This window comes from Burkholderia sp. AU17457 (genome assembly GCF_002223255.1).
GTDB classification, from domain to species: Bacteria; Pseudomonadota; Gammaproteobacteria; order Burkholderiales; family Burkholderiaceae; genus Burkholderia; species Burkholderia sola.
In genome coordinates this window covers 1,005,545-1,028,847 of sequence record NZ_NKFB01000003.1, presented here as the reverse complement: position 1 = coordinate 1,028,847, position 23,303 = coordinate 1,005,545, and the positions used below count along the sequence as shown (strand labels likewise).

At 67.3% G+C, this 23,303-nt stretch carries 20 protein-coding genes; 3 read left to right on the top strand and 17 right to left on the bottom strand.

Features of this window, described 5'->3' with window-relative positions; all coding sequences use genetic code 11:
* Positions 1 to 65: 65 nt before the first annotated feature.
* Both CFB49_RS07215 and CFB49_RS07210 read right to left on the bottom strand, forming a co-directional pair.
* The gene (locus tag CFB49_RS07215; RefSeq protein WP_089490992.1) at positions 66 to 491 is read right to left on the bottom strand and encodes a type VI secretion system amidase immunity protein Tai4; all 426 of its coding nucleotides are present in this window, start codon (positions 489 to 491) and stop codon (positions 66 to 68) included.
* Complete coding sequence (locus CFB49_RS07210; RefSeq protein ID WP_256979905.1) at positions 488 to 898, bottom strand: type VI secretion system amidase effector protein Tae4; 411 nt, start codon at positions 896 to 898, stop codon at positions 488 to 490. Before CFB49_RS07210 ends, CFB49_RS07215 begins: the two co-directional genes overlap by 4 nt.
* A 300-nt stretch (positions 899 to 1,198) precedes the next feature.
* Here CFB49_RS07210 and CFB49_RS07205 point away from each other — a divergent pair, with 300 nt between their 5' ends.
* Entirely contained in the window at positions 1,199 to 4,066 is a 2,868-nt protein-coding gene (locus CFB49_RS07205) for a valine--tRNA ligase (RefSeq protein WP_089490991.1), read from the top strand.
* Positions 4,067 to 4,153: 87 nt separating this feature from the next.
* Positions 4,154 to 5,038 (top strand): UTP--glucose-1-phosphate uridylyltransferase GalU, encoded by an 885-nt coding sequence (gene galU / locus CFB49_RS07200; RefSeq protein WP_050017561.1) that lies wholly within the window; start codon positions 4,154 to 4,156, stop codon positions 5,036 to 5,038.
* A 53-nt stretch (positions 5,039 to 5,091) separates the two neighbouring features.
* Here galU and CFB49_RS07195 read toward each other — a convergent pair whose 3' ends face one another.
* From CFB49_RS07195 to CFB49_RS07165, 7 genes are all read right to left on the bottom strand, one after another.
* Entirely contained in the window at positions 5,092 to 5,706 is a 615-nt protein-coding gene (locus CFB49_RS07195; protein ID WP_069621323.1) for a DUF4136 domain-containing protein, read from the bottom strand.
* A gap of 37 nt (positions 5,707 to 5,743) precedes the next feature.
* Positions 5,744 to 8,131, bottom strand: coding sequence for a CHASE2 domain-containing protein (locus CFB49_RS07190; RefSeq protein WP_089490990.1), 2,388 nt, complete (start codon positions 8,129 to 8,131; stop codon positions 5,744 to 5,746).
* Between the two features lie 10 nt (positions 8,132 to 8,141).
* Positions 8,142 to 9,503, bottom strand: a complete 1,362-nt coding sequence (locus tag CFB49_RS07185) for a FecR family protein (RefSeq protein ID WP_089490989.1) — start codon at positions 9,501 to 9,503, stop codon at positions 8,142 to 8,144.
* Positions 9,500 to 10,204: a response regulator transcription factor gene (locus tag CFB49_RS07180; RefSeq protein ID WP_006490421.1), complete on the bottom strand. Its 705-nt coding sequence runs from the start codon at positions 10,202 to 10,204 to the stop codon at positions 9,500 to 9,502. The genes CFB49_RS07185 and CFB49_RS07180 overlap by 4 nt, the downstream gene beginning before the upstream one ends.
* A gap of 266 nt (positions 10,205 to 10,470) precedes the next feature.
* On the bottom strand, positions 10,471 to 10,905 hold the full coding sequence (locus CFB49_RS07175) for a peptidase (RefSeq protein WP_089490988.1): 435 nt from the start codon (positions 10,903 to 10,905) through the stop codon (positions 10,471 to 10,473).
* 227 nt (positions 10,906 to 11,132) lie between these two features.
* Entirely contained in the window at positions 11,133 to 11,360 is a 228-nt protein-coding gene (locus CFB49_RS07170) for a sulfurtransferase TusA family protein (protein WP_006402122.1), read from the bottom strand.
* Positions 11,361 to 11,477: 117 nt separating this feature from the next.
* Positions 11,478 to 12,413, bottom strand: a complete 936-nt coding sequence (locus tag CFB49_RS07165) for a LysR family transcriptional regulator (protein ID WP_069621319.1) — start codon at positions 12,411 to 12,413, stop codon at positions 11,478 to 11,480.
* A gap of 110 nt (positions 12,414 to 12,523) precedes the next feature.
* Between CFB49_RS07165 and CFB49_RS07160 the strand changes: the two genes are divergently transcribed.
* Positions 12,524 to 14,044, top strand: a complete 1,521-nt coding sequence (locus tag CFB49_RS07160) for a CoA-acylating methylmalonate-semialdehyde dehydrogenase (protein WP_089490987.1) — start codon at positions 12,524 to 12,526, stop codon at positions 14,042 to 14,044.
* Between the two features lie 57 nt (positions 14,045 to 14,101).
* Here CFB49_RS07160 and CFB49_RS07155 read toward each other — a convergent pair whose 3' ends face one another.
* The 8 genes from CFB49_RS07155 to CFB49_RS07120 all read right to left on the bottom strand — a co-directional run bounded on the left by CFB49_RS07155 (position 14,102) and on the right by CFB49_RS07120 (position 23,087).
* Entirely contained in the window at positions 14,102 to 14,986 is an 885-nt protein-coding gene (locus CFB49_RS07155; protein ID WP_069621317.1) for a MurR/RpiR family transcriptional regulator, read from the bottom strand.
* A 273-nt stretch (positions 14,987 to 15,259) separates the two neighbouring features.
* On the bottom strand, positions 15,260 to 16,432 hold the full coding sequence (locus CFB49_RS07150; protein ID WP_069621316.1) for a Gfo/Idh/MocA family protein: 1,173 nt from the start codon (positions 16,430 to 16,432) through the stop codon (positions 15,260 to 15,262).
* Between the two features lie 31 nt (positions 16,433 to 16,463).
* The gene (locus CFB49_RS07145) at positions 16,464 to 17,390 is read right to left on the bottom strand and encodes a TIM barrel protein (RefSeq protein ID WP_089434909.1); all 927 of its coding nucleotides are present in this window, start codon (positions 17,388 to 17,390) and stop codon (positions 16,464 to 16,466) included.
* 35 nt (positions 17,391 to 17,425) lie between these two features.
* Positions 17,426 to 18,439, bottom strand: a complete 1,014-nt coding sequence (locus tag CFB49_RS07140) for a Gfo/Idh/MocA family oxidoreductase (protein WP_089490986.1) — start codon at positions 18,437 to 18,439, stop codon at positions 17,426 to 17,428.
* A gap of 70 nt (positions 18,440 to 18,509) precedes the next feature.
* Positions 18,510 to 19,421 carry a sugar phosphate isomerase/epimerase family protein gene (locus CFB49_RS07135; RefSeq protein ID WP_089490985.1) on the bottom strand — a complete coding sequence of 304 codons (912 nt, stop codon included), beginning with the start codon at positions 19,419 to 19,421 and terminating at the stop codon, positions 18,510 to 18,512.
* 43 nt (positions 19,422 to 19,464) lie between these two features.
* Positions 19,465 to 20,490: an ABC transporter permease gene (locus CFB49_RS07130; protein WP_069621312.1), complete on the bottom strand. Its 1,026-nt coding sequence runs from the start codon at positions 20,488 to 20,490 to the stop codon at positions 19,465 to 19,467.
* A gap of 27 nt (positions 20,491 to 20,517) precedes the next feature.
* Positions 20,518 to 22,092 carry a sugar ABC transporter ATP-binding protein gene (locus tag CFB49_RS07125; RefSeq protein ID WP_069621311.1) on the bottom strand — a complete coding sequence of 525 codons (1,575 nt, stop codon included), beginning with the start codon at positions 22,090 to 22,092 and terminating at the stop codon, positions 20,518 to 20,520.
* Between the two features lie 68 nt (positions 22,093 to 22,160).
* A complete protein-coding gene (locus CFB49_RS07120) occupies positions 22,161 to 23,087 on the bottom strand; it encodes a sugar ABC transporter substrate-binding protein (protein ID WP_069621464.1) in 927 nt (308 codons plus the stop codon).
* Positions 23,088 to 23,303 lie beyond the last annotated feature (216 nt).

The window sequence follows — 23,303 nt, the reverse complement described above, 5'->3', positions numbered from 1 at the left end:
GCGGCATCGGGACCCGACGAGGCCGCTTCCTCCACCGGCGACGGCTTCGGCGCCCGTAGCAAGCGTTACTTGCTGCGCCGCCCGGCCGGTTTGTCGCCAATCCAGTCGGGATGAGGGACATACCGGCGAACTTGTTCGTCGAGTTCGGGGCCGTGATACAGGTCCAGGCATTTCAGCAGCGCAAATTTTGCCCCGGCGTAACCTTCCACGGGATTGCCGTAATCGCGGCGCAAATAGCGTTCTGCAAGCTGCTCGACCGCCCGATCGCCTTTATCCTCATCGTAATAAGTCCATTCCAGGAACGCACTCTTGGTGATATCGGCGTCCTCGCCTGCCGGCGATCCCCGGTAAGCGAGCGACAGGCACGCCGCCAACGCCCTGTCCTTGTAATTCTCCGCATTGGTGCGCCGCACGGCCGTGACGGAATCGGCTGCTTCGGCAGACAGTGCCGAACATAGCGCGACGGCGCAGACCACCCGAAAAATGTTCATTTGAGCGCCCAGAAATAAGCGCGGCTAGTGCGATAGTTCGCCTCCGGCTCGTTGAAATAACAAGCGTCGTAACACTTGCGTCCATTGAAAAGTGTCGCATGCCCGCTGGCGTCACTCCATCCATGCACCTCGAAAAGGATAAGACCACATTTCCCCGCCAGCGAGCCCCCACCACTCGGCGGATAAGCAATGAGTTGAGGCGCCCCCCAAACAGCTTTCAGAAACGAGACAACATCTCTGACACGATAGAAATAGTGCCGGCGATCGGCTCCTTCCCTGGTCTTGCCCGACATGAACGGAACGACTACGCCAGATTCATTCAGGATATAGCTCATACGAACCGCGCATGTGTTCCGCCAAGGGTTCGTTTTATCCCGGATATGCGCAGCAACGCTGCCCCCTATCACCTGTGCCACTCTCTCGCCCGAACGGGCCGGATCGTAAATCTTCGTTGACGCCGCCCACGCGGCGGCAAATGTCGGTCGTATCACTCCATTCTCCTTGGTGGCGACGGCGGACCGGTGCGGCAGCAAGCCCTCGCCGACTCAAACCCGCAGCCTGCCCCGCAAGTTAGCCATCCCAACACGCGTCAGCAATTGGACGCGTACGAACCTGACTGTAAGCCGCGAACGGCTCCGCTCGACGCCCGGCGACTTATAATGTGCGGTTCAAGTCTCCAACAAGCATTTTTCGGCAAATTTCCAACCATGAGCGACAACACGCTGGCGAAGAGCTTCGAACCCCACACCATCGAGACCCAATGGGGGCCGGAGTGGGAAAAACGCGGCTATGCCGCCCCGGCATTCGATCCGTCCCGCCCCGATTTCGCGATCCAGTTGCCGCCGCCGAACGTGACGGGCACGCTGCACATGGGCCACGCGTTCAACCAGACGATCATGGACGGCCTCGCCCGCTATCACCGGATGCTCGGCGAGAACACGCTGTGGGTGCCCGGCACCGACCACGCAGGGATCGCGACCCAGATCGTCGTCGAGCGCCAGCTCGACGCGCAGGGCGTGTCGCGCCACGACCTCGGCCGCGAGAAATTCGTCGAGCGCGTGTGGGAGTGGAAGCAGAAGTCCGGCTCGACGATCACCGGCCAGGTGCGCCGCCTCGGCGCGTCGACCGACTGGTCGCGCGAGTACTTCACGATGGACGACAAGATGTCGGCCGCCGTGCGCGACGTGTTCGTCACGCTGTATGAACAGGGCCTGATCTATCGCGGCAAGCGCCTCGTCAACTGGGATCCGGTGCTGCTGACCGCCGTGTCGGATCTCGAAGTCGTGAGCGAGGAAGAAAACGGCCACCTGTGGCACATCCGCTACCCGCTCGTCGACGGCTCGGGCTCGTTGACGGTCGCCACCACGCGTCCCGAGACGATGCTCGGCGACGTCGCGCTGATGGTTCACCCGGAAGACGAGCGCTACGCGCACCTGATCGGCAAGCTCGTCACGCTGCCGCTGACGGGCCGCGAGATCCCGGTCATCGCCGACGACTACGTCGATCGCGAGTTCGGCACCGGCGTCGTGAAGGTCACGCCCGCGCACGACTTCAACGACTATCAGGTCGGCCTGCGCCACAAGCTCGCGCCGATCGAGATCCTGACGCTCGACGCGAAGATCAACGACAACGGCCCCGAGCAGTATCGCGGCCTCGACCGCTTCGACGCGCGCCGTGCGATCGTCGCCGACCTCGACGCGCAGGGCTTCCTCGATTCGGTGAAGCCGCACAAGCTGATGGTGCCGCGCGGCGACCGCACGGGCGTCGTGATCGAGCCGATGCTGACCGACCAGTGGTTCGTCGCGATGACGAAGCCGGCGCCGGAAGGCACGTTCAACCCGGGCAAGTCGATCACCGAAACGTCGCTCGACGTCGTGCGCAGCGGCCAGATCAGGTTCGTGCCGGAAAACTGGACGACCACCTACTACCAGTGGCTCGAGAACATCCAGGACTGGTGCATCTCGCGTCAGCTGTGGTGGGGTCACCAGATTCCCGCATGGTACGGCGAGAACGGCGAGGTGTTCGTCGCGCGCGACGAGGAAGACGCACGCGCGCAGGCCGCCGCGAAGGGTTATACGGGCGCGCTCAAGCGCGACGAGGACGTGCTCGACACGTGGTTCTCGTCGGCGCTCGTGCCGTTCTCGTCGCTCGGCTGGCCGAACGAAACGCCTGAACTGCAGCACTTCCTGCCGTCGTCGGTGCTCGTCACCGGCTTCGACATCATCTTCTTCTGGGTCGCCCGGATGGTGATGATGACCACGCACTTCACCGGCAAGGTGCCGTTCCACACCGTCTACGTGCACGGTCTCGTGCGCGACGCGGAAGGCCAGAAGATGTCGAAGAGCAAGGGCAACACGCTCGACCCGATCGACATCGTCGACGGCATCGATCTCGACACGCTGGTCGCGAAGCGCACGACGGGCCTGATGAACCCGAAGCAGGCCGCGACGATCGAGAAGAAGACCCGCAAGGAATTCCCGGACGGCATCCCCGCGTTCGGCACCGACGCGTTGCGCTTCACGATGGCGTCGATGGCGACGCTCGGCCGCAACGTGAACTTCGACCTCGCGCGCTGCGAAGGCTATCGCAACTTCTGCAACAAGCTGTGGAACGCGACGCGCTTCGTGCTGATGAACTGCGAAGGCCACGACTGCGGCGCCGACAAGCCGGACGTGTGCGGCGCGGGCGACTGCGGCCCCGGCGGCTACCTCGACTTCTCGGCGGCCGACCGCTGGATCGTGTCGCTGCTGCAGCGCACCGAAGCCGACATCGCGAAGGGTTTCGCCGATTACCGCTTCGACAACGTCGCGAGCAGCATCTACAAGTTCGTGTGGGACGAGTACTGCGACTGGTATCTCGAACTCGCGAAGGTGCAGATCCAGAACGGCACGCCGGAACAGCAGCGCGCGACGCGCCGCACGCTGCTGCGCGTGCTGGAAACGGTGCTGCGCCTAGCGCACCCGGTCATCCCGTTCATCACCGAAGCGCTCTGGCAGAAGGTCGCGCCGCTCGCCGGCCGCTATCCGCAAGGCAAGGCCGAGGGCGAAACGTCGCTGATGACGCAGGCGTATCCGGTCGCGAACCTGCAGAAGCTCGACGAGGCGTCCGAACAGTGGGCGGCCGACCTGAAGGCGATCGTCGACGCGTGCCGCAACCTGCGCGGCGAGATGAACCTGTCGCCGGCCATCAAGGTGCCGCTGCTGGCAGCCGGCGACGCCGAGCGCCTGCGCTCGTTCGCGCCGTACGTCCAGGCCCTCGCGCGCCTGTCGGAAGTGCAGATCCTCGCGGACGAAGCGGCGCTCGACCAGCAAGCGCACGGCGCGCCGATCGCGATCGTCGGCCCGAACAAGCTGGTGCTGAAGGTGGAGATCGACGTCGCGGCCGAGCGCGAGCGCCTGTCGAAGGAAATCGCGCGCCTGACGGGCGAGATCGCGAAATGCAACGCGAAGCTCGGCAACGAGGCGTTCGTCGCGAAAGCGCCGCCGGCCGTGGTCGAGCAGGAGCAGAAACGCGTCGCGGAATTCCAGAGCACGCTCGAAAAACTGCGCGCGCAGCTCGATCGGTTGCCTGCGTAACAAACGGTAAGGTCGTTTGCGTTCACTATAATCGGAACGTGAACATAGACCGTCTGACAAGTCGATTACAGGAATAAAGGTTCGATCATGTTGAAAGTCACCAAGGCGGTATTCCCCGTGGCCGGCCTCGGCACGCGGTTCCTGCCGGCAACGAAGGCGAGCCCGAAGGAAATGCTGCCCGTCGTCGACAAGCCGCTGATCCAGTACGCGGTCGAGGAAGCGATCGCCGCGGGCATCACCGAGATGATCTTCGTGACCGGGCGCAGCAAGCGCGCGATCGAGGACCACTTCGACAAGTCGTACGAAGTCGAGGCCGAACTCGAGGCGCGCGGCAAGGAAAAGCTGCTCGAGCTCGTGCGCAGCATCAAGCCGAGTCATGTCGACTGCTTCTACGTGCGCCAGCCGGAAGCGCTGGGCCTCGGCCACGCGGTGCTGTGCGCGGAAAAGCTGGTTGCCGACAACCCGTTCGCGGTGATCCTCGCGGACGACCTGCTCGACGGCAACCCGCCGGTGATGAAGCAGATGGTGGACGTGTTCGACCACTATCACAGCTCGGTGATCGGCGTCGAAGAGATTCCGCCGTCGGAGACGAAGTCGTACGGGATCGTCGACGGCAAGGAATGGGAAGAGTCGATCGTCAAGATGTCGGCGATCGTCGAGAAGCCGGCGCCGGAAGTCGCGCCGTCGAACCTCGGCGTGGTCGGCCGCTACATCCTGAAGCCGCGGATCTTCGAGCACCTGCGTGCGCTGAAGCCGGGCGCGGGCGGCGAACTGCAGCTCACCGACGCGATCCAGGCGCTGCTCGCCGACGAGCAGGTACTGGCCTACAAGTATCAGGGCACGCGTTACGACTGCGGCAGCAAGCTCGGCTACCTGAAGGCGACGGTCGAATTCGCGCTGCGCCACCCGGAAGTCGGTGCGGAGTTCGAAACGTACCTGCGCACGCGCGACGGCGGACAACCGACCGTCTGAACGCGGCACGGGCCCGCCCCGGCGGGCCCACCCTCATCTCGCGGCCAGCGCTTTCAGCGCGCGTCGGCCGGCTTCACCGAGACGACGCCCGGCATGCCGCCCGCGTCGTCTTTTTTCGTCTTGACGAGCCAGCCGTTACCGTCGCCGAACGGCACCTTCGCCAGCGCGCTCTTCACGAGCGCCGGCGCGGCCTGCTGCGTGCCCGGATCGCGGTCGCGCAGCGACGCCGACACGCGATAGACGTCGGCGCCCGATTTCGCATCGACGAAGCGCAGCGTCAACACGTGGCGGTACACGCGGCCCATGAACGGCAGCGCGAGCGGCGCGGGCCCGTCGACCGTCACGCATGCGCTGCTCGCCGCGCCGCAGCCGTCGGCGCTCGCTGCGACCGCCGCCGGCTGCGTCGCGTACGCGACCGACAACCGGTAGCGCGCGTCCTTGAGCGGCTGCGCATCGAAGCCGCGGCGCGCGAGTTCGTCGCGCACGAGCGTCTCGATCTGCCGGTACTCGGCGTCGCTCGCCTGCGCGGCAGTCCGCACGAAATCGTAGCCGTGCGCCCCCGAGGCAAATGCATTCGGCTGACCGACCGCACTCACGCCGCTCGTCACGCCGGCGCAACCCGTCAACAGCGACGCCGCCAGCGCGGTCGCCGCCCATTGCTTTCTCATGGCTTTCCCCAAATACCTGCCGTCGCGCCCGGCCCTGTCAGGCGGACGGCTCGTCGATCGCGGGCAGCGACACCGTCACCGCGGTGCCGACCCCGACTTCGCTGTCGACCGACACGCTGCCCCCATGGCGCGTGACGACCGTCTTCACGAACGCCATGCCGAGCCCGGAACCCGAGATTTCGGGCCGCTCGCCGGCATGGAATCGCTTGAAACGCTCGAACAGATGCCGCTGATCTTCCGGCGCGATGCCGTATCCCTGATCGCGAATCGTACAGAACATCCGCTTCGATGCGTGCTCGACCGTCAGCGTACACGTGATCACCGTGTCGGACGGACTGTATTTGACCGCGTTGTTCAGCAGGTTCACGAATGCGCGCGTGATCAGCGAGCGGTCCGCACGCACCCAGCACATGTCGGCGCCCACGTCGGTCTCGACACGGATGTGCTTCGCCTGCGCCTGCGGCCACACCTCGTCGCTCGCGTCGATCAGCACGTCGACAAGGCTCGTCACCTCGAGCTGGTACGCCTGCGACTCCGCGCGCGCCAGTTGCACGAACTCGTCGGCCAGCGACAGCGCGCGGTGCGCATAGCGCTCGATCCGCGCGAGCAGCCCGCGCATCGCGTCGCTCTCGACGCGGTCGCGCTCGATCTCGACCAGCGCGAGAATCGACGACTGCGGCGAGCGCATGTCGTGCGACAGCAGATGCAGCGCTTCCTCGCGCTGCCGCTCGGCCGCGTGCAGCTCGGTCACGTCGACGAGGCCGGCAATCCAGCCGGTCACGCGCCCCTGCGCGTTCGTACACGCCGCGTAGCGTAGCAGATGGTCGAGCCCGTCTCGATCGCGCACCTCGATGCCGCGCGCCATCGCGTCGTGCTCGGCCTCGAGCGTCGGATCGAGCGCCGCCGGCCAGTGCTCGCGGATCGTCGCGTCGTGCTCGGCGTTGCCGTCGACGGTCTTCATGAACGTCAGTTCGCCGAGCGCGATGCGCAGCGGCCGCCCTTCCGGCAGCGGCAGCGCGAGCCGCGACCCGTAGCGTTTCGCCGCGTGGTTCGCGATCAGCACGGTGCCGGCGAGGTCGGTCACGAAGATCGGCTCGGGCATGCTGTCGAGGCTGTCCCACACGAAGCGCTTCATGTCCTGCACGCGCTGCGCAGCCTGCGCCATCAGCGCCATCTGCCGCTCCAGCACGTCGCCGCCGACGTTGCGCGTGCGCGGCGCCTCGGGCAGCAGGTGCGGCTCGTCCGCGAGCTTCTGCAGCTCGCGGCGCAGGTACGACATCGTCATTTCCAGCCGCCGCCAGTTCCAGATTGGGTAGACGGCGATCAGCCCGAAGATCGCGGGCGCCGGCGTCAGCCAGATGCGCGCCTCGAACAGCAGCGCCAGACTCGCGACGACGGCGAGCGCGGCAAGGCTCAACGTCAGCAGCAACGCGCGCCACGGCGACAGCATCAGGAAGCCGCCCAGCAACACGGCGAGCGGCAGCAGCGACGCGACGAACAGCCCCGCGCGCGACGCGGGCGAGATCGCACTGCCGGTCGCCAGCATGTCGAGCACGTTCGCATGGATGTATACGCCGGCGAGCGGGCCGAACTCGCCGGACACCGGCGTCGCGAAGCGATCGTACAGCCCGGACGCCGTCACGCCGACGACGACGACCTTGCCGCGCAGTGCGTCGGGCTTCACGCGCCCTTCGAGCACGTCGTCGAACGACAGCGTCGGATACGCGGGCGTGTTGCGGCTGAACGGAATCAGGTAGCGGCCCTCGCCCGCCGCATCGCGCGACAGGTCGTGCGCGTTCGCGCCGGGCACGCCGCCGACCGGGTGCAGCCGGCCGGCCTGGATCGCACGATAGACGGGCACCATCAATTGCGGCCAGCGCACGCGGCCGTCGCTTTCGAACAGCGCGACGCTGCGCACGATGCCGTCGCGATCGACTTCGAGATTGATATGGCCGAGCCCCGTCGCACGCGCCGCGAGCGCGGCGACCGGCGGATCGACGGAGCGCGTGCCGTCCGCCTGCTCGGGGCTCAGCAGCACCGGCAAGAAGGTCGGCACGCGGCTCATCGCGTCCGCGAACGCGCGATCCTCTGGCGACGGCTCGGTAAACAGCACGTCGTAGACGACGGCGGCCGGCTGCGCGCGCGCGAGCGTGTCGAGCAGCCGCGCGTGCACGTCGCGCGGCCACGGCCAGCGGCCGAGCGCGGACACGCTCTGGTTGTCGATGTCGACGACCACCACGTCGGGTGACAGCGGCAGGCTGCGCAGCATCAGCAGCCGGTCGTAGATCAACCCGTCGACGCTCGACGACAGACGGCCGAGCGCGCACGCGAGGATCACCGCGACGCCGAGGCAGCCGATCGCGATCCATTCGATCAGGAAACGGCGGCCGAGGCGCCGCCGCGGAGAAACGGAGTCCGGTTTCATGCGCCGCGGGTCAGCGCGACAACGTGAACGCGCCGACCGGACTGGTCTTCTCGTAGAACTTGCCGCCTTCGAATTCCTCGACGATCACGGCCCAGAAATAGTCGCCCGGCGGCAGGTGCGCGACGGTGATCTGGCGCGCGTGCAGGCCGACCTGGTCGACGACCGGCGCGCTCAGGTCCTTCGAGCGCGACAGCACGAACCGGTAACGCGCGTTCTTGCCCGCCCCGTTCGGCGACCAGCGGAACTCGTAACCGCCGGCGCCCTGCGACGCGCTCGCGTCGAGCCCCATTGCCCGGCGTTCGAACGTATAGGTGCGCGGCAGCCCCTCGAGGCCGTTCGTATCGATCGCGGCGATCCGCACGAAGTAGTTGCCGTTCGGCACGTCGCGGAACACCGCGCGCGGCGAATCGGTGCGCGTTTCGCGGAACAGGTCGAGCAGCCCCGCGTCGTGCGCGAGCTGCACGCGATACGCTTGCGCGTGCGCGAGCGGCACGACGTCGAACGCGACCTCGGGCTCGTCCTGCACCTTGTCCGGATGCTCGAGCGTGGGCGCGCCGAGCAACTCGACCGGCGCCCCGACCGCGCCCGACGACGTCGCGACGCTGCCGAAGTTCGCATGCACGAGCGTTGCGCCGGCCGGCTTGCGGCCGCCCGCGACGCCGACCGTGCCGTCGAGCACTTCGACGCGCGTCGCCGCCGTGCCGGCCGCGTCGTAGTTCACGCGAAAGCGCGTGCCGCGCACGCCGGCGACGACCGACGGCGAGCGGATCTGGAAGCGGTCGTCGCGTTTCTTCAGGTGGGTGACTTCGCTGTCGACCGAGCCGCGCGTCAGTTCGAACTCGCGATCGAGCGTGCCGGTCAGCACGGTGCGGCGCAGCGACTTCAGGTCGAGCTGACTGTCGGGCGGCAGGCTCATGTGCGTGCCGTCGGTCAGCTCGATCGTCACGAAGCCGTTCGGGCCGGTGCGCACGCGGTCGCCTTCGGCGAGCGTCGCATCGTTCGCGAGCGGCGCGAAAGCATCGCCGGACGCGCGCTCGGCCGTGCCCTGCACCGCGATCACGCGCGCGGTGAGCTTTTCCTTGCGCAGGCGCGCGACCGGCAGCTTCAGCGCGATGCCGGGCTGCAGGCGCTTCGGCGCCGGCACGCCGTTGATCTGCTGGAGCAGTTGCCAGTCGTCCGCGCCCTGCAGGTAGCGCGCGGCGACGTCGTACAGCGTGTCGCCCGCCTGCGTGCGATAGACGACCGTCTTGCCCGCGGCGGCGGGCGGCTGCGCCGCGGCCTGCTGCGCGGCGAACGCGAATGCGACCGCGCAGGCCGCGCGCAGCGCCGCCGTGCACAGGCGCGCCGTGCGCTGCGTGATGCGCGCGGTCACTCCGGTTCCCCCTGGCCGACCCGTTCGAGTCGGTAGCCGTACCCGTAGATCGGCGCGAGACGGTAGCCGTTTTCGGGCCGCAGGCCGAGCTTGGTGCGCAGCATCGAAATGTGCGTATCCATCGTGCGCGACGGAATGTCGGTCGCCTGCTTCCATACGAGGTCGAGAATGTGCGCGCGCGACAGCGGCCGGTCGAGATGCTGGAACAGCAGCAGCGCGAGCTCGAATTCCTTTTGCGTGAGGCTCACGGCCTTGTCGCCGACGTACGCCTGCTTCAGGTTCACGTCGAAACGGAACTGGTCGAACTCGCGGACGGTCGCCTCGGCATTGACCGGATACGCGCGGCGCAGCAGCGAACCGATACGTGCGCGCAGGATCGGACCCGACACGGGCTTGACCACGTAATCGTCGGCGCCGGCGTTGAGGATCTGCGTGATCCCGGCCTCGTCGTCGCGGCTCGTCATGAAGATGATCGGCAGGCTGTGCTCGGTCTGGTTCGCCCGCACCCACTTGAGCACTTCCTCGCCGGACATGTCGGGCACGTTCCAGTCGAGCACCAGCAGGTCGAACGTCTCGCGCTGCAGGCGCTTCTTCAGGGCCTTGCCTTCCTTGAACGCATAACACGTATGGCCGACGGCCGTCAGCGTTTGACTGACGAAATCCGTCTGGGCCGGATCGTCATCCAGTACAGCAATTCTCATAGCACCCCGCAAATCGAAGTCGATTCGTCCATTCGGCTCCCGCGCCTGCCCGGTCGCGCAGCGTGCGTGCGGCGTCCGGATACCGGCCTGCGAGCCCTCGTTCGCCGCTCGCGCCACCTGCGCAAGCCGGCGACCCCGGCTAAATATCTCAAAAACGGGGCACGGACGAACCGGCGATTTCATCATAGTAGTATGAAATTCGCCAAGAAATTGCGCGGACTATCGCCCTTTCTTCGAATAATCCTTTCTCTTGCGCAACCGGACGCCTATTCGGCGCCCGCGATGCCGGCCACCGGCTCGGCGAAATCATCCGTCGGCATGCGTGGCGACGGCCGCCGCGGCACCGGCGGTTGCGCCAGCATCCGCTGCAGCTGGTCGCGCACGCGCTCCCACGCGCCGGCCGCGTAGTCGGGCTGGCCCGCCGCCCATGCCTGCGCCAAATCGAACACGCGTTCGATCGTCGCCCCGCAGTAGGTCGGGCCCGAGCCGTCGTCCCGCGCGGCGTCGCGCAGCCGTTCGTCCAGCCACTCGGACAGCCACGGCATCTCGGCCGCGGCCGAATCCGCATAGGCCTCCAGCGCGGCACGCGCGTGGCGGTCCTGTTGCGGATCGAGCTCGATCCGGCTCAATTCCGAGGTGCGCACGGGCGCAATGCTTTCCGCTCCGGACGGACTTCGAAGGGTCCCTGGTCTGAAGGACATGTCCTCTCCCCGTTGTACGACGGTAGCGTCAGGCATGGCCCCCGAGCCCGCCGTGCGACGTACCGTGGCCGGCGCCTCCGCTGGGAGCGGACGACCGGCCGGGTCAGTATACGCAGCCGGTCACGCAACGAGGTTTAAGAATTGTCAGAGAAGCGCGGCTAGCGCTTTCCAGTGGAACAGGAGCCTGGGCGAGGCGCCTGGCGCCGCGGGACACGTGATGCGCGCCTTCAGCGGCGGCGCATCAGGAACACGAAGGTCTTGTCCTGGGTCGTCGATTCGACGATCTCGTTGCCCGTCTGCTTCGCGAACGCGGCGAAATCGCGCTGCGAGCCCGGATCGGTCGCGAGCACCTTGAGGATCTGCCCGCTTTCCATATCGGCAAGCGCTTTCTTGGCACGCAGGATCGGCAACGGGCAATTGAGCCCGCGCGCATCCACTTCCTTGTGAATCTGCATCGGCTGTCGACCTTCGAATGACGCGCCACACATGGCGCGGGAGGAAGCCGCGATTTTACCGCAGCGCCGCCGCGTGCGCCCGGGCCGCCCACGGCCAGACGCCCGCCGGCACCCGGCTCACGCGCCGGAGAAGCCGCCCGCGAGCCGTTCGCGCAGGTGCCGCACGAGCGCGCGCACCGCACTCGGCACGACCGGGCTGTACGGACGGATCGCAAAAATGTGATCGCCGAACGCGCCCGACGGCCGCCAGCCGTCGAGCAGCGCGACGAGCCGGCCGGCGTCGAGATCGCGCCGCGCGCTGAAATCGGGCAGCAGCGCGATGCCGAGCCCGCCGAGCGCGGCCTCGCGCATCGCCTCGCTGTTGTTCGCCGCGAAACTGCCGCGCACCGGCACGCTCACGCGCTCGCGCCGTCGGCCGTCCGGCTCGAAGCTCCACGCGGCCGGCTCGTGCTCGCGCAGGTAGCACAGGCAGCTGTGATCGACGAGCTCGCTCGGGTGGCGCGGCGCGCCGCGCGTGTCGAGATAGTCGCGGCTCGCGACCAGCAGCGAACGCGTGTCGCACAGTTTCCACGCGACGTGGGTCTGCGGCGCGGTGGTCGTATGGCGGATCGCGAGATCGAAGCCCTCCTGCGTCAGCGAATGCAGGCGGTCCGACAGATCGAGCTCGATTTGTACGCCCGGATGCTGGCGCAGGAAATCCGGCAAGTGCGGCACGACCTGCTGGCGCCCGAGCGCGACCGGCGCCGTGACGCGCAGCAGCCCGCGCGGCTCGCCGGCGAGATCCTTCACGCGCGCGAAGTGCTGGCCGATCGACTCGAACGCGTCGCGCGTGCTGTCGACGAGCGTCTGGCCCGCATCGGTGAGCCGCACGCTGCGCGTGGTGCGGCGCACGAGCGGCACGCCGGCCGCCTTTTCGAGATCGGCGATGCGCTGGCTCATCGCGGCCTTGCTGATGCCGAGCCGCTGCGCGGCAGCCGTGAAGCTGCCGGCCGCGGCCAGCACCGTCAGCGAATGGATATGCGGCCAGAGCGCCTGGACATTTTGCTGATTCATCCAGTGATTATTCAGAATTCTGAACAGTGAATCAAGCTGCGCGGCCTTCTCGCGCCTGGCCGCTTTGCCTAGACTAGGTGCGGTCCATCCCCCCATTCCAGGAGACGCGCATGACCACGGTTCCCGCATATACGTCCGACGCCGACGTCGGCCACTACATCGACGGCGCGCCCGTCGCCGGCCGCAGCGGCCGCTTCCAGGACGTCCTCAACCCGTCGTTCGGCCGCGCGGTGCGCCGCGTCGCACTCGCCGGCAACGACGAAGTCGACCGGGCGGTCGCGTCCGCCCACGCCGCGTTCCCGGCCTGGGCCGATACGCCGCCGATCCGCCGCGCTCGCGTCCTGCACCGCTTCCTGCAACTGATGAACGAGCACCGCGACACGCTGGCTGCGATCATCACGGCCGAACACGGCAAGGTGTTCTCCGACGCACAGGGCGAAGTCGCGCGCGGCATCGACATCGTCGAATTCGCGTGCGGCGTGCCGCAACTGCTGAAGGGTGACTTCACCGACCAGGTCAGCACCGGCATCGACAACTGGACGATGCGCCAGCCGCTCGGCGTCGTCGCGGGCATCACGCCGTTCAACTTCCCGTGCATGGTGCCGTGCTGGATGTTTCCGGTCGCGCTCGCGACGGGCAACACGTTCGTGCTGAAGCCGAGCGAGCGCGACCCGTCGGCCGCGCTGTTCATCGCCGACCTGCTCACGCAGGCCGGCCTCCCGGCCGGCGTGTTCAACGTCGTGCAGGGCGACAAGGGCGCGGTCGACGCCCTCCTCGACCACCCGGACGTGCAGGCCGTCAGCTTCGTCGGCTCGACGCCGATCGCGGCCTACGTGCAGCAGCGCGCGGTGCAGTCGGGCAAGCGCGTGCAGGCGCTCGGCGGCGCGAAGAACCACCTCGTCGTGATGCCCGATGCGAACATCGAGCAGGCGGTCGATGCGCTGATCGGCGCCGCGTACGGCTCGGCCGGCGAGCGCTGCATGGCGATCAGCATCGCGGTGCTGGTCGGCGACGTGGCCGACAAGATCGTGCCGGCCGTGGCCGAGCGCGCGCGCAAGCTGGTGATCGGCGACGGGATGTCGCCGGAAGTCGAGATGGGCCCGATCGTCACCGGCGAAGCGCTCAAGCGCATCGAAGGCTATATCGAGCAAGGCGTGAACGAAGGCGCGCAACTGGTGGTCGACGGCCGCGGGCTGCGCGTGCCGGGCCGCGAGGCCGGCTTCTTCACCGGCGGCACGCTGTTCGATCACGTGCGGCCCGACATGCGGATCTACAAGGAAGAAATCTTCGGGCCGGTGCTCGGCTGCGTGCGTGTGAAGGATTTCGGCGAAGCGGTCGACCTGATCAACGCGCACGAGTTCGGCAACGGCGTGTCGTGCTTCACGAGCGACGGCGGCATCGCCCGCGAATTCGCGCGGCGCATCCAGGTCGGGATGGTCGGCATCAACGTGCCGATCCCGGTGCCGATGGCGTGGCACGGCTTCGGCGGCTGGAAGAAGAGCCTGTTCGGCGACATGCACGCGTACGGCGAGGAAGGCGTGCGATTCTACACGCGCCAGAAGTCGGTGATGCAGCGCTGGTCGTCGAGCATCGGCAAGGGCGCCGAATTCGCGATGCCGACCGCGAAGTAAGCCGACCGGTGCGCCGTCCGCCGATCCGTTCGGCGGGCGACGCACCGGTCGTCGAGGTCAACCGGCCTTCGTGCCGTGCGCGCCGTCGGCGGTCGGCAGGTACGACAGCTCGAGCCGGTACGCAAGCGCGACGAACAGGCTCTGCGCGAGGCCCATCGTGGCCGTCAGCGCGCGGAAGCCGAACGTCGCGCTGTCCTGCACCATCAGCGTCACTTCCGCCTCCCGCGCGAGCGGGCTCATCCGGCTGTCGGTGATCGCGATCAGCCGCGCGCCGCGCTGCGCGGCCTGCTGCGCGACCTGCACGGTCTCGTCGGCGTACGGCATGAACGAGATCACGATCATCACGTCGCCTTCACGCACCGAGCGAATCTGGCCGAGATGCATGCTGCCGAGCGCGCTGAACAGCCCGATGCGCTTGTCGGTATGCTGCAGCGCATAGTCGAGATACACGGCGATCGGAAACGCGCGCCGCGACCCGGCGATCCAGATCGCCTGCGTATCGGCCAGCAGGTCGACAGCCTGCGCGAGCGCGTGCGAATCGAGCGTCTGCCGCAACTGCTGCATACCGGCAATGCTGCCCTTGATGAATTCGTCGGCGATCTGTTCGGGCTGCAGGCTCGACGAACCCGATTCGATCACGTCGCGCACACGCAGGTTGTATGCGCGCCCCGGCGCGATCTGCTGCGCGAGCCCCTCGCGGAACAGCCGCTGCATCTCGGAGAACCCGGAGAAGCCGAAGTGCTTCGCGAAGCGCACGACCGCCGACGGCTGGACGCCGCAGGCCTCCGCGAGCGACTGGATGCCCTCCAGCCCAAGCTGGTCCCGATGTGTTTCCACGTGGCGCGCAATCACCTTCAGGCGATTGCTGAGGCCGTCGTACTCCTGCGTCAGGTGCTGCAGGAACGCCTCGACGGTGGCGGGCGGTTTCTCGGATGAGCTCATCGGATAGCGCGAAGTTGACGGCCCCGATGCGCGCGTGGCTGGCCGGCGCGGCCCGGGGCTCGACTGGATACATGCATGAAGGGCGAATTTAATCACGTTTGCGGCACGGCCCGCGCCGCCCGCTCGCTCCCACGCGCTCGATCATCACCTGCTACGCTCCACGGCAAGACTGGAAGCGATTGTCCAACGCGCTCGCGGCGGCGTAAAGATCGGGGTGTGTACCGACGAGGCCGGCCGTCGCGACGAAGCGCGACGCAGCCGGCCCGCCTCCGTTCAGCGATAGTCGACCCACACGCTGCCCGCGTCGGCCGACCGCACGCAATTCTCGACCCAGCGCACGCCCTCGACGCCCGCATGCACGTCCGGAATGCGGATCGCCTTCGCCGCCGCGGCATCGCCGCGATCGGCCGCGTCCATCGCGAGCGCGAAGCGCGCGTAGAGGTTCGACCATGCTTCGAACAGTCCTTCCGGATGGCCGGCGCCGATGCGGTCTTCACGCAATGCGTGCGGATGCAGGTACGGCATCCCGCGATCGAGCACCTGCGCGGGCTGCCCCTGGATTTCGTAGCGCAACTGGTTCGGGTGTTCATCCCACCATTCGATACTCGCCTTCGAACCGATCACGCGCACCTTCTGCCCGTGCATCGAGCCGGCGTTCACCGCGCTCGACCACACGTAGCCGATCGCGCCGGTGTCGTATTCCATGATCGTGAACGCGTTGTCCTCGAGCGGCGCGCGGCTCTTCACGAAGCTTTGACGCGAACACATCAGCCGCTTGATCTTCAGTTCCGGCGCCATCACTTCCGAGATGTACAGCGGATGCGTGCCGATGTCGCCGAGCACGTAGCTCGGGCCCGCGAACTTCGGATCGACGCGCCAGCGCGCGGCCGCGCTGGCAGCCTCGACGCCTTCGCTGTGGAAGCCGTGCGCGAACTGCATCTGCACGATGCGGATCTCGCCGAGATCGCCGCGCGCGATCATCTCGCGCGCTTGCTCGATCATCTGGTGCCCCGAGTAGCCGTACGCGACGCCGACGATCCGGTTCTTCTCGACCGACAGGCGCTGCAGCGCCTCGGCCTCCTCGGTCGTGAAACACAGCGGCTTCTCGCAGACCACGTGCAGCCCCGCGTTCAGCGCGGCGCGACAGATCTCGAAGTGCGTGTTGTTCGGCGTCGCGATCGACACCGCGCGGATGCCGTCCGGGCGCCGCGCCTCGGCGTCGAACATCGTCGCGTAGTCGGGATAGCAGCGCTCGGCCGCGACGCCGAGCTTCACGCCGAACTGGCGGCCGCGTTCGGGATCGATGTCGAATGCGCCCGCGACCAGCTGGAAGCTGCCGTCGCGCAGCGCGGCCGACCGGTGGCTGTAGCCGATCTGGCTGCCGAGCCCGCCGCCGACCATGCCCCAGCGAATCGAATGTCCAAGCAGAATCTGTCCGTCAATCATGATGGTGTGTTCCTGGTGCGTGTTCAGGGGGTCATGCAAAACCGGCCGACGCGAGAAACGCGCGGCTCGCGGCGACGTCGCGCAAGCTCGTGCCGGCGTTGCGCGGGTCGCGTTCCTGTTCGATCGTGATGTAGCCGGCATAGCCGATGTCGACGAGCGCGCGGCGGATCGCCGGGTAGTCGAGCACGCCGGTGCCGATCGGACACATCACGCCGCGTGCGCAGGCCGCGAAAAACGCAATGTGCTCGCCCATCACCGCGTCGTATACGGCCGCGTCGATATCCTTGAAATGCACGTAGTCGAGCCGTGCCGCATGGCGGCGCAGCCACGTTTCCGGGTCCATGCCCGAGTAATGCAGATGGCCCGTGTCGAGACACAGGCCCGCCGTCTCGGCCGGCATATCGGCAACGATCCGGTCGATCTCGTCCGCGAACTCGATATAACCGCCCGCATGCGGATGGATCACCGCGCGCACGCCGAATTCGTCGCGCGCGATCGCCGCGATCTGCCGGATATGGTCGACCATCCGCGCCCAGCGCGCGTCGGACAGCCGCGGCGCGCGATCGCCGTGGCCGGCCGCGTAGTCGCGCTCCTCGTGGCCCCAGTCCATCACGACCAGGTACGGCGCCGCATGGCGCTGGCCGTCCTGAGTCGGCAGCTTCGGCAACTGCGTGATCAGCGCGCAGATGTCGCGCGTCTGGCGCAGCAGGTTCGGCAGGTTCTCCGGCGACACGAGATCGTCGAAGATCGTGCCGGCCGTGATGCTCAGGCGTTGGCGTTCGAGCTCGGCGCTCACCACGCCGAGGTCCAGCGGGATGTAGCCGTACGGCCCGAGCTCGATGCCCGAGTAGCCGGCCTGCGCGGCCTCGGCGAGCACCTGCCGCCACGGCGGCAGGTGCGGGTTCTTCACGTCGTCGACGCCCCAGCAGCACGGCGCGCAGCCAATCTTCATCGTCATGTCGGTCGGTCCAGGTAAATGGCAAGCGGTCACGGTCAGCCGCGATAGAACGCGGGACGGTCGGCCATCGCGATTGGCTCGACCGCGCCGCTCTGCTGTGCGCGCACGCACGCGTCGGCCGCGACCGCCGCCGCGTAGCCGTCCCACGCGGACGGCCCGGTCAGCGCGCCGTGACGCACGCCGTCGATGAACGCCTGCAGCTCGACGTCGTACGACGCGATGAAGCGCTCCTTCCAGTCGGTCATGATCTCGACCGACTGCCGCGCCGCATGCTTGAGCCCGACGGCCGGCGGATCGGGCAGCTTCGCGATGCCCTGCTCGCCGACCACCTCGCACTGGATGTCGTAGCCGTACTGGCAGTTCACGAAGATCTCGACGTCGATGCGCACGCCGCTCGCGGTTTCGAGCAGCACGATCTGCGGATCGGCGAGATGCGCGCTCGCATGGCGCGTCTTCTTCGGATAGACGACCTGCGCGCGCGTGTAATCCTCGCCGAGCAGCCAGCGCAGCACGTCGAGTTCGTGGATCAGCGTGTCGGTGATCGCCATGTCGGTCGTGTAGCGCTCGCCGACCGACTGGTTGCGGTGCGCGCAATGCAGCATCAGCGGCGCGCCGATCTGGCCGCTGTCGATCACGCGCTTGAGCGCGCGATAGCCTTCGTCGTACGGCCGCATGAAGCCGACCTGCACGAGCCGCTTGCCGTGCGCGACCTCGGCTTCGACGATCCGCATGCAGCCGTCGGCCGTGACGGCCAGCGGCTTCTCGCAGAACACCGGCTTGCCGTGCGCGATCGCGTCGAGCACGAACGCCTCGTGCGTCGGCCCCCACGACGTGACGAGCACGGCCTGCACGTCGGCGGCCGCGACCACTTCGTGGCCGTCGCCGTAGATCTCGGCGTCGAGCCCGTACTTCGTCACCGCGTCGCGCGCCTGCTGCGGATCGATGTCGTTGACGGCCACGACGCGCGCGCCGGACAGCGTGCGGGTCAGTCTGCGGATGTGGTCCTGGCCGATCGCGCCGCAGCCGATCACGCCGATTTGCAAGGTCATGCAGTTGTCTCCAGTCGTTCGTTCATCAGCGGCGCGGCCCGTGCCGCGCCGGTGGGCAATCGGTCATCAGTCAGCGCGCGGTGCGATCGAAATGGCGATCGACGTAGCGCTGCATCGTGTCGCGCATGTAGCGCGACGACGCTTCCGCGCGGTCCTCCCACGCGAACACGCACGACGACATCACGCCGTCGAAGCCGGCGGCGCCGAGCGCGCGGAAAAACACGTCCCAGTCGATCTCGCCCTGCCCGATGTCGAGATGCTGGTGCACGCGGATCTGGTTCGAGCCGGGCGGGTTCACGATGTAGCGCAGCTGGCTGCTCTTGCGGTGGTCGAACGTATCGGCCACGCGCACGTGCGCGAGGATCGGCGCGGCCTGCGCGATCATCGCGGCCATGTCGTCGCCGTAGTAGAACGTGTGCGGCGCGATATACGACAGCTTCAGCGACGGCGAATCGATATTGGTCACGATGTCGATCGCCGGCTGAAGCTGCTCGATCCAGTCCTCCGGATGCGGCTCGACCGACAGCACGATGCGTTCGCGCTCGAGGATCGGCAGCAGCTCGTCCATCGAGCGGAACCACGCGGCCTCGCACAGCTCCTTCGGGTTCGCGCCCGGCCGCTCGCCGACCGAGCGCTCGGGCGACGCGCCACGACCGAACTCGGACACCATCAGCGGGCATTCCATCTCCACTGCCACCTCGATCGCCTTCTTCCAGCACCGCACGGCCCATTGCCGCTCGTCGTCGAACGGGCTCGCCCAGCGGTACATCGGTTGCAGCGACGCGAGGCCGACGCCGCTCGTGCGCATCGCCTGGCGGAACGCGGCCATGCGCTCACGCGTCGCGCGCGGCATCACCCACCAGTCGAGAAAGTCGCTGCGCGGCGACAGCTCGATCTGGTCGTAGCCGAGCTCGGCCACCGCATGCGGCAGCCGGTCGAGCGGCAGGTGGCGAATCATGTAGGGGTCCAACGCGATCTTCATCGGGCTTCCTTGGCGAATACGGATTCGGGGCTCGCGCGTGCGTTCAGCGGCGCGACTTCTTGTTGCGGTACTGGTCGGCGATCACGGCCGCGACGATGATCGCGCCCTTCACCATCTCCTGGTAATACGCGTCGATGCGGATGAACGTGAAGCCCGACGTCATCACGCCGAGGATCAGCACGCCGATCACGGTGCCCGTCACGCGGCCGAGGCCGCCCGACAGCGACGTGCCGCCGATGACGACGGCCGCGATCGCATCGAGCTCGTACATCACGCCCATGCCGGACTGGCCGGAGATCGCGCGTGCGGCCGTCACGGTGCCGGCGATCCCGCTCAGGAGGCCCGCGATCGCATAGACGAAGATCAGGTGTCGTGTGACGTTGATGCCCGACACGACGGCCGCATGGCGGTTCGCGCCGATCGCATAGGTGTACTTGCCGAAGCGCGTATAGCGCAGCACGACGTGGAAGATCGCGGCGATCACGACGAAGATGATCACCGGATTGGCGCCCGCGCCGATCGCCGCGAACGGATCGGTCAGCATCGACACCGGCATCCCGTTGGTGAACCACTTCGCGAAGCCGCGCGCGGCGACCATCGTGCCGAGCGTCGCGATGAACGGCGGGATGCCCGTCATCGCGATCAGCGTGCCGTTCAGGAGACCGACCAGCAGCCCGACACACACGCCGGCCAGCACCGGCCAGATGACCGGCAGGTCGGTGAGGTGCGGAAACACCGCGCGCGGAAAGTCGGACACCTGCGCGAGGCTCGCCGACACGACGGCGGCCGCCGCGACGACCGACCCGGACGACAGGTCGATCCCGCTGGTGATGATCACGAGGTTCACGCCGACGGCGATGATGCCGATCACGGCCATCTGCAGCACGATGATCTCGAGCCGCTCGGCATTGAACAGGAAGCTCTGGCCGACGACGATCCAGCCGACGACCTCGAAGAACAGGCTGATGCCGACCAGCACGAGGAAGATGCTCAGTTCGGGCGGCCACTTCGCATGCCGCGACTTGAGTGTCATGGTCTGCGCATCCGCGACCGGGTTCAGGTTGCCCATTTCAGTTGTCTCCAATCTTGTTTCGGCTCAGCGCGACGCGAGATCCATGATGCGGACCTGGTCGGCGTCCTTGCGATCGACGATGCCGGTCATGCGTCCTTCGTGCATCACCATCACGCGATCGCTCATCCCCAGCACTTCCGGCATTTCCGACGAGATCATCAGCACCGCGACGCCCTTGCCGGCGAGCGCGCTGACGAGCCGGTGGATCTCGGCCTTCGCGCCGACGTCGATGCCGCGGGTCGGTTCGTCGAGGATCAGGATGCGCGGCTGCGTGAGCAGCCACCGGCCGATCAGCACCTTCTGCTGGTTGCCGCCCGACAGGTTCTGGATTTCCTCGTGCAGCCCGGGCGACTTCACGCGCAGCATCCGGCTCATTTCCTCGCAGTCGCGCTTCAACTGCGCCTGCTGCACGAAATTGAACTTCACGTAGCGACGGCTGAGCACCGCCGCCTCCATGTTCGCGAGCAGGTCGAGATTCAGGAAGCAGCCGGAATCCTTGCGGTCCTCGGTGAGGAACGCCATCCCGTGCTTCATCGCCTGCGCGGGCGTCGCGATCCGCACCGGCTTGCCGTCGATGCGGATCTCGCCCGACGTGGCCGGCACGACGCCGAACAGCGCCTCCGCGACGTTCGAGCGCCCCGAGCCGACGAGGCCCGCCACGCCGAGGATCTCGCCCGCGCGCAGCTCGAAGCTCACGTCGCGGAACACGCCGTCGACGCACAGATCCTTCACCGACAGCACGACGTCGCCGATCGGCACCGCCTCCTTGGGGAACATCTGCGTGATCTCGCGCCCGACCATCATGCGGATGATGTCGTCGCGCGTGACGTCGCTCGACGCATGCGTGCCGATGTACTTGCCGTCGCGGAACACCGAGAACTCGTCGGCGATCTCGAACAGCTCGTTCATCTTGTGCGTGATGTAGACGATGCCCTTGCCCTGCTCGCGCAGCTGGCGAATGATCCGGAACAGGTGCGTGACTTCCTTGTCGGTCAGCGCGGAGGTCGGCTCGTCCATGATCAGCACGTCCGAGTCGAACGACACGGCCTTCGCGATCTCGACCATCTGCCGGCTCGCGACCGTCAGCGTGCGCACGTCGGTTTCCGGATCGATGTCGATCGACAACCGCTCGAACAGCGCGGCCGTGCGGCGGCGCAGCTCGGCGTGATCGATCAGGCCGAAGCGGTTCTTCGGTTCGCGGCGGATCCAGATGTTCTCCGCGACCGTCATGTACGGCATCAGGTTGAGTTCCTGATGGATCATCGCGATGCCGCGGTCGAGCGCGTCGAGCGGGCCGTTCAGCACGACCGGTTCGCCGTTGATCAGGATTTCGCCTTGGTCGGGCGTGTAGACGCCCGCGATGATCTTCATCAGCGTGGACTTGCCGGCGCCGTTCTCGCCCATCAGCGCATGCACGGTGCCGCGGCGCACGCGGAATTGCACGCCGTCGAGCGCGACGACGCCGGGAAAGGACTTGCCGACGCCGCGCACCTCGAGCACGCAGTCGGCCATGGGCGCACCGGACGAACCCGGCGCGGCGGACGACGCGGCCGGCGCGCTTTCGCTGGCCATCGAGCGCGCGATCCTGGCTGTAAACATGGACGTACCTCGAAAATCGCGCGCGAACCCGGCCGCGCCGGGCCCGCGCAGTTCAGCGGAAAAACCGGTCAGTGCTTCGCGTACTGGTTCATGTTCTCCGGCGTCACGAGTTCGAACGGCACGTTCACGTAGCGATCGACCGGCTGCTTCTTCGCGAGCTTGAGCGCCGCGGCCACCGCCTGCGCGCCCTGCCCGGTCGCGTTCTGGTAGACCGACACCTTTAGCTCGCCGGCCTTCATCGCCGCAAGACCGTCCGGCGTCGCGTCGATGCCCGCGACGACCGTCTTCGGCGTCAGCTTGCGCGCGGCCTTCAGCGCGTTGATCGCGCCGATCGCCATTTCGTCGTTGTTCGACACGATCGCGTCGAACTTCGTCCCGGAGCTCAGCCAGTTCATCGTGATGTCCTGCCCCTGCGTGCGGCTCCACTTGCCTTCGCGCTTGTCGACGATCTTCATGCCCGAGCAATCCTTCGTCGCGATCACGTCCTCGATGTCCTTCGTGCGGGCGCGCGCCGATTCGTTGGACAGTTCGCCCATCAGCACGAGGATGTCGCCCTTGCCGCCGAGCAGCTTGCACACCTGGCGCGCCTGCAGCGTGCCCGACTGCTTTTCGTCGGAGGCGACGACCGCGACGCCGGCCGGCAGCTTGTCGAAATCGACCGGCTTGCGGTTCACGTACACGAGCGGGATCTTCGCGGCGGTCACCATCTTCGTGATCTTCGGCGTCGCGTCGGTATCGACCGCGTTCACGATGATCGCGTCGACCTTCTGCGCGATCATGTTCTGGACCTGGCTCAACTGCTTGCCGACGTCGTTGCCGCCGTCCTCGATCTGCGCCGTCGCGCCGTCCTTCTTCGCCGAATCGGCGATGCTGTTGCGCAGGATGGTCAGGAATGTGTCGTCGAACGATGCCATCGTCACGCCGATCTTCTCGGCATGCGCGAGCGGCGCAGCCAGGATCGCGGCGGCCGCGACGGCCATCAGCTTGGTCTTCATGATCAATCTGTCTCCTCATCTCCGGGGGCGGAAGACGGCGCGTTGCGCGCCGCCGGGCCGAGTCCGATCTGGTCCGATCGGGACTGAAGCATCCGGATGAAACTGTAGATCACTTCCTCGAAAATTTGGAAATTTATTTCTACGTGATTTCACCTAGGGAACTGGATTTCCAAAAAGTCTAGACTCCGTTCCGTAGCCCGAATCCCGGCGACAGGC

Excerpts from the sequence above, each read along its gene's own strand:
- CFB49_RS07215 (WP_089490992.1), bottom strand. The coding sequence starts at position 491 with ATGAACATTTTTCGGGTGGTCTGCGCCGTCGCGCTATGTTCGGCACTG.
- CFB49_RS07205 (WP_089490991.1), top strand. The coding sequence starts at position 1,199 with ATGAGCGACAACACGCTGGCGAAGAGCTTCGAACCCCACACCATCGAG.
- galU (WP_050017561.1), top strand. The coding sequence starts at position 4,154 with ATGTTGAAAGTCACCAAGGCGGTATTCCCCGTGGCCGGCCTCGGCACG.
- CFB49_RS07195 (WP_069621323.1), bottom strand. The coding sequence starts at position 5,706 with ATGAGAAAGCAATGGGCGGCGACCGCGCTGGCGGCGTCGCTGTTGACG.
- CFB49_RS07190 (WP_089490990.1), bottom strand. The coding sequence starts at position 8,131 with ATGAAACCGGACTCCGTTTCTCCGCGGCGGCGCCTCGGCCGCCGTTTC.
- CFB49_RS07180 (WP_006490421.1), bottom strand. The coding sequence starts at position 10,204 with ATGAGAATTGCTGTACTGGATGACGATCCGGCCCAGACGGATTTCGTC.
- CFB49_RS07175 (WP_089490988.1), bottom strand. The coding sequence starts at position 10,905 with ATGTCCTTCAGACCAGGGACCCTTCGAAGTCCGTCCGGAGCGGAAAGC.
- CFB49_RS07170 (WP_006402122.1), bottom strand. The coding sequence starts at position 11,360 with ATGCAGATTCACAAGGAAGTGGATGCGCGCGGGCTCAATTGCCCGTTG.
- CFB49_RS07165 (WP_069621319.1), bottom strand. The coding sequence starts at position 12,413 with ATGAATCAGCAAAATGTCCAGGCGCTCTGGCCGCATATCCATTCGCTG.
- CFB49_RS07160 (WP_089490987.1), top strand. The coding sequence starts at position 12,524 with ATGACCACGGTTCCCGCATATACGTCCGACGCCGACGTCGGCCACTAC.
- CFB49_RS07155 (WP_069621317.1), bottom strand. The coding sequence starts at position 14,986 with ATGAGCTCATCCGAGAAACCGCCCGCCACCGTCGAGGCGTTCCTGCAG.
- CFB49_RS07150 (WP_069621316.1), bottom strand. The coding sequence starts at position 16,432 with ATGATTGACGGACAGATTCTGCTTGGACATTCGATTCGCTGGGGCATG.
- CFB49_RS07145 (WP_089434909.1), bottom strand. The coding sequence starts at position 17,390 with ATGACGATGAAGATTGGCTGCGCGCCGTGCTGCTGGGGCGTCGACGAC.
- CFB49_RS07140 (WP_089490986.1), bottom strand. The coding sequence starts at position 18,439 with ATGACCTTGCAAATCGGCGTGATCGGCTGCGGCGCGATCGGCCAGGAC.
- CFB49_RS07135 (WP_089490985.1), bottom strand. The coding sequence starts at position 19,421 with ATGAAGATCGCGTTGGACCCCTACATGATTCGCCACCTGCCGCTCGAC.
- CFB49_RS07130 (WP_069621312.1), bottom strand. The coding sequence starts at position 20,490 with ATGGGCAACCTGAACCCGGTCGCGGATGCGCAGACCATGACACTCAAG.
- CFB49_RS07125 (WP_069621311.1), bottom strand. The coding sequence starts at position 22,092 with ATGTTTACAGCCAGGATCGCGCGCTCGATGGCCAGCGAAAGCGCGCCG.
- CFB49_RS07120 (WP_069621464.1), bottom strand. The coding sequence starts at position 23,087 with ATGAAGACCAAGCTGATGGCCGTCGCGGCCGCCGCGATCCTGGCTGCG.